This is a genomic window from Acinetobacter sp. USHLN143 (assembly GCF_037145695.1).
In the GTDB taxonomy this organism is placed as follows: Bacteria; Pseudomonadota; Gammaproteobacteria; order Pseudomonadales; family Moraxellaceae; genus Acinetobacter; species Acinetobacter fasciculus.
Window position 1 is genome coordinate 1 of sequence record NZ_JBBCWZ010000126.1, and the last position, 4,704, is coordinate 4,704.

The 4,704-nt window shown below is 40.8% G+C and carries 4 protein-coding genes; 2 read left to right on the forward strand and 2 right to left on the reverse strand.

Translation table 11 applies throughout. The features are described 5' to 3' along the window. Positions 1 to 149: 149 nt before the first annotated feature. Positions 150 to 1,178, forward strand: coding sequence for an AraC family transcriptional regulator (locus tag WFH18_RS16855; protein ID WP_336755319.1), 1,029 nt, complete (start codon positions 150 to 152; stop codon positions 1,176 to 1,178). Positions 1,179 to 1,260: 82 nt separating this feature from the next. Further along, on the forward strand, positions 1,261 to 1,635 hold the full coding sequence (gcvH, locus tag WFH18_RS16860; protein ID WP_004280423.1) for a glycine cleavage system protein GcvH: 375 nt from the start codon (positions 1,261 to 1,263) through the stop codon (positions 1,633 to 1,635). A 72-nt stretch (positions 1,636 to 1,707) separates the two neighbouring features. Here the strand turns inward: gcvH and WFH18_RS16865 are convergent, their stop codons facing one another. After that, positions 1,708 to 2,904 (reverse strand): PilT/PilU family type 4a pilus ATPase, encoded by a 1,197-nt coding sequence (locus WFH18_RS16865; protein ID WP_044108350.1) that lies wholly within the window; start codon positions 2,902 to 2,904, stop codon positions 1,708 to 1,710. Positions 2,905 to 3,149: 245 nt separating this feature from the next. Beyond that, positions 3,150 to 4,199: a 3-deoxy-7-phosphoheptulonate synthase gene (locus WFH18_RS16870; protein WP_336755321.1), complete on the reverse strand. Its 1,050-nt coding sequence runs from the start codon at positions 4,197 to 4,199 to the stop codon at positions 3,150 to 3,152. Between the last annotated feature and the right edge of the window lie 505 nt (positions 4,200 to 4,704).

The window sequence follows — 4,704 nt, forward strand, 5'->3', positions numbered from 1 at the left end:
CAGAAGAAATTATTTAGACCAGTTATCAAAAACTTCATTGATGACTTTATTCTCGATAAAAATCATCTGCTACCACAGAGAATCTATAAATAATAGTGCGTAAGTCCTATTATAAATAAAAAAATTTGAATGAGTGCAACGGATCGCGCATGAAAACAATTGCTCCACGCCAAGACCAAGGAATTCCAGGTGTTTACGGTCTCCTGCTTCTCGATGTCATTTCCCGCTGGGGTTATAATAATGAGTCGCTTTTCCAACCTTTTGGCCTGACCAGTGAACAGTTGGCAGATCCTGATTTTCGTATTCCAACCCCTGTCGCCAACGAACTGGTGAAATATGCCCTGAAACTGACCGGCGAACCGACCTTGGGCTATCATCTCGGCACACAGATGCGGATCTCGATTCATGGCTTTATTGGCTATGCGATTATGACGGCGAATAATATTACCGATGCACTGGTACTGGCGAACCGATTTATTCAACTTCGTTTACCTTTCCTACAACTGTTTTTTTCGACCTTTGATGCCAAAGCCACGGTACAGCTACAAACCGATATTCAGCTTGAACCTCTGCGCACCGAAATTTCAATTGCTTTAATGATTGGTCTGATCAGTATGGCCAAAGCGATTACCGGCGTTAACGATGCAACGGGAGAAATCGACTTCGATTTTAAGAAGCCGGAAGGTTTTGAACGCTTTATGGCAAAGTTCCCTACTCATCAGTTCCGCTTTGAACAGCCGCATTTAATTCTGAGTTTTGATAAAAGCTACCTGATGAACAAGCTGGTACATGCCGATCCGATTGCCAGCCAGATTGCGATTAACCAGTGTGAAACGGAACTTTCTGCCTTGGGCGAACGGCATCGGATTGCCATGCGTGTCCGAGATATCTTGACCCATGCCGAGCAGCATTATCTGAGTATTGAAAGTGTGGCAGATCGCTTACACATGTCTGACCGCACCTTAAAACGTCAACTCGCCGCCGAAGGCACCTCCTTTTCTACCCTAGTCGATGAAGTGCGTTACCGGCATGCCACCTCGTTATTGTCCCGGACAGATTTCACTCTGGAACAGATTGCCGATGAACTGGGTTATAGTGATGTCGCCAATTTTAGCCGGGCGTTTAAACGCTGGAATGGCCGCAGCCCGAGCAACTGGCGCAAAGATCCTTATTTATAAAGGAGCATAAGCCTTTTGTTTTTCTTAAAAAGAATGTATAAAACATGTCAAAAATGATCTTAAGATTTTTAAGGAGTTATCAATGAATCATCCTGCAGAATTAAAGTACGCAAGTACACATGAATGGGTGCGCATTGAGGGTGATCTTGTTGTGACCGGTATTTCCGACCATGCACAGGATGCGTTAGGTGATTTGGTTTATGTAGAAGCACCAGATCTTGATTCACATATCACTGCGGGCGAACAAGCTGGCGTGGTTGAATCAGTTAAAACAGCTTCCGATATTCATGCACCGGTGTCTGGCGTAGTGGTTGAAATCAATCCTGATCTTGAAGATGATCCTGATTTTATTAATGATGACCCATATGGCAAAGGCTGGATCTATAAAATCAAGCCAGACAATATGGCCGATGTTGAAAAACTACTTTCAAATACAGAGTATGAAGCCGGGCTTTAATTTTGATTTTGGATAAAAAAATCAGCCTGAGGGCTGATTTTTTTGTTTTATCTAATAGAAAATTAGAATTTTTTATTCCGTTTCCGACTGATCTTCTGCATCTTTATCAGTTGTTTTCGGTTCTGTAATCATGGAAAATTGGGTGGCTTGCCCAGCCGGAGCATTGTCTTGACGATTACTTTTTAATTTGATCTGTAAACGTAATTCATTGGTTGAATCGGCATTACGTAATGCTTCTTCATAAGAAATTTCGCCCTGGTTATAGAGTTCAAATAAAGCCTGATCAAAGGTCTGCATTCCCAATTCCCGTGATTTTGCCATAATCGCTTTCAACTCATGAAACTCTCCTTTCAAAATCAAGTCTGAAATGAGCGGTGTATTTAACATGATTTCAATGGCTGCTCGACGTCCCTTGCCATCCTGAGTCCGAACCAAACGCTGTGAAATAATAGCCTTCATATTGGAGGACAAATCCATCAACAACTGATTGCGACGTTCTTCTGGGAAGAAGTTAATAATCCGGTCTAAAGTCTGGTTGGCATTATTGGAATGCAACGTACCTAAACAAAGATGCCCAGTTTCAGCAAAAGCAATCGCATGTTCCATAGTTTCTGTATCGCGGATTTCCCCGATCAAAATCACATCGGGTGCCTGACGTAAGGTATTTTTTAAAGCATTTTGCCAAGAATGGCTATCTACCCCGACTTCACGATGGGTAATCATGGATTTTTTATGCTTGTGTACATATTCCACCGGATCTTCTACCGTGATGATATGTCCAGCCGAGTTTTCATTCCGATAGTCAATCATCGCTGCCAGTGAAGTTGATTTACCCGAACCGGTTCCACCGACCACCAAGACTAGACCACGTTTTTCCATAATCACATGTTTCAGCGATTCAGGCAGTTTTAACTTCTGGAAATTTGGGATTTCCGCAGTGATGGTACGAATCACCATACCGATATTCAACTGTTGCTGGAATACATTGACCCGGAAACGTGAAATACCCGGAACAGTAATCGCAAAATTACACTCAAGTTCGGTTTCAAATTCATTGCGCTGTTTTTCATTCATTAGGCTATAAGCAAAGAGCTTGGTTTTCTCAGCGGTCAGGGTCTGCTGTCCAAATGGTTTCATCAAACCTTGATGTTTAATACTTGGTGGAAAATCTGCAGTAATAAATAAATCTGAACCGCCATATTCAACCACTTTGGTTAGCATATGGTGCATAAATTTTCGTGCTTCTTCTAAAAGCTCTAGCGCAAACATTGAGATCCCCAAGTGAACGGATTTGATATTTAAATATTTGAAAAATTTATATATTCAGAGAGATATACTGGTTTTTATTGTGTCTAGAGTTAGACAAGGACACAAACAGATTTTAATAATTTGATGAAAATTATCGTCACAATTATGTGACCTATTACAGGTTAATTATATTTATAAATAACTGCTTCCTGATATTCAAAAAAGCACTTTCCCCGCTGCTCAAGCAGAGAAAGTGGTTTTTAAATTTAGGCACTACGTTTCAGACAACTGATCGCTAAAGTATTGGCCACCTCCAGTAACAGTTGTCGTGTTTTTGTCCAGCCCAGACATCCATCAGTAACAGATTGACCATAAGTCATTTGCTCAGAAATTTTCTGGTTGCCATCTACCAAATGACTTTCTAGCATTACGCCACGAACATTGGTCTGTAAGCGTTCTGCTACGATCTGTTCCAGTACTTTAGGCTGTAGCATCGGATTTTTTGAGCTATTGCCATGACTACAGTCAATTACCAATGCCGGTAAGTCGATCTGATGTTTGGCCCGGATTTTCTCAATTTCTGACAATTGGTAATTTGGTCCGCTATTCGAGCCACGTAAAATCAAATGTGCTTTCGGATTACCTTGCGAGTGTAAAATACATGGTAAACCAGACTGGCTCATCCCCAAGAATTGATGCGGATGAGAGGCAGACTGGATGGCATCTAGTGCAATCTGGATCGAACCATCAGTACCATTTTTGAAACCTATGCTGTACGGCATATGGCTGGAAATTTCGCGATGAATTTGTGATTCGCTGGTACGTGCGCCAATCGCTCCCCAGGCCAATAGATCATCGAAATAAGCAGTTGCCATTGGGCTAAGAATTTCCGAAGCGATTGGCAGGCCCATTTCAATAATTTTTAGGTATAAGTCACGGGATTTTTCCAAGCCCAATTGCATATTGGATGAACCATCCAGATTTGGATCGTAAAGGAAACCTTTCCAACCCACCGTAGTCCGTGGTTTTTCAATATAAGCACGCATCACCAGGAAAATCTGATCAGATAGCTGTGACTGAAGTTGTTTTAATTTTTCTGCATAGTCTAGCACGGAAGCTTCATCATGAATGGAACATGGGCCTGTGACCACCATTAAACGATGATCCTTGCCTTCTAATATATTTTGAATAGTTTGACGGTGTTCAGCGACTTGGCTGGCTAATTGCGGAGACAGTGGCAATTGCTGCTTAAGCTGCTGAGGTAAAATTAAAATGCTTTCAGCATGATGTTGTTGTGATGTATTTGGGGTATTCATGACTTTAATCCTGGGACTGGCAATCAGTCCAAACTTTTATTTGAGCGTTATGGGTCTAATCGAAGGTGTTGTGAGTGTCATTAGCTGACTAAAATAAGACCAATAAAAGTTGTTAAAGTATGAATAGTTAAAGTTTGTCATGGCTGTCTCCAAAATATTGTAAAAAATGAAAGGCATAAAAAAACCTGATCAGGGTTGCCGATCAGGTATAAACTGGTGGGCAACCTTTTCATTGCCCAAACGCATTCAGGCAATTAGCTAAACTGCCAGAAATAAAAATATGCGTTTGAAATGATAGGTTGCTTTAACATGTTATGTCTTTCATAAAATGTGATTCTGAAATTAAAATACGCGCTCTTGGATCATTTGACAAGCATTAAATATAAAAAAATATTTATTAGGACTTACGCACTATTATTTATAGATTCTCTGTGGTAGCAGATGATTTTTATCGAGAATAAAGTCATCAATGAAGTTTTTGATAACTGGTCTAAATAATTTCTTC

Coding starts and splice junctions, on each gene's coding strand:
- WFH18_RS16855 (WP_336755319.1), top strand. CDS start 150: ATGAAAACAATTGCTCCACGCCAAGACCAAGGAATTCCAGGTGTTTAC.
- gcvH (WP_004280423.1), top strand. CDS start 1,261: ATGAATCATCCTGCAGAATTAAAGTACGCAAGTACACATGAATGGGTG.
- WFH18_RS16870 (WP_336755321.1), bottom strand. CDS start 4,199: ATGAATACCCCAAATACATCACAACAACATCATGCTGAAAGCATTTTA.
- WFH18_RS16865 (WP_044108350.1), bottom strand. CDS start 2,904: ATGTTTGCGCTAGAGCTTTTAGAAGAAGCACGAAAATTTATGCACCAT.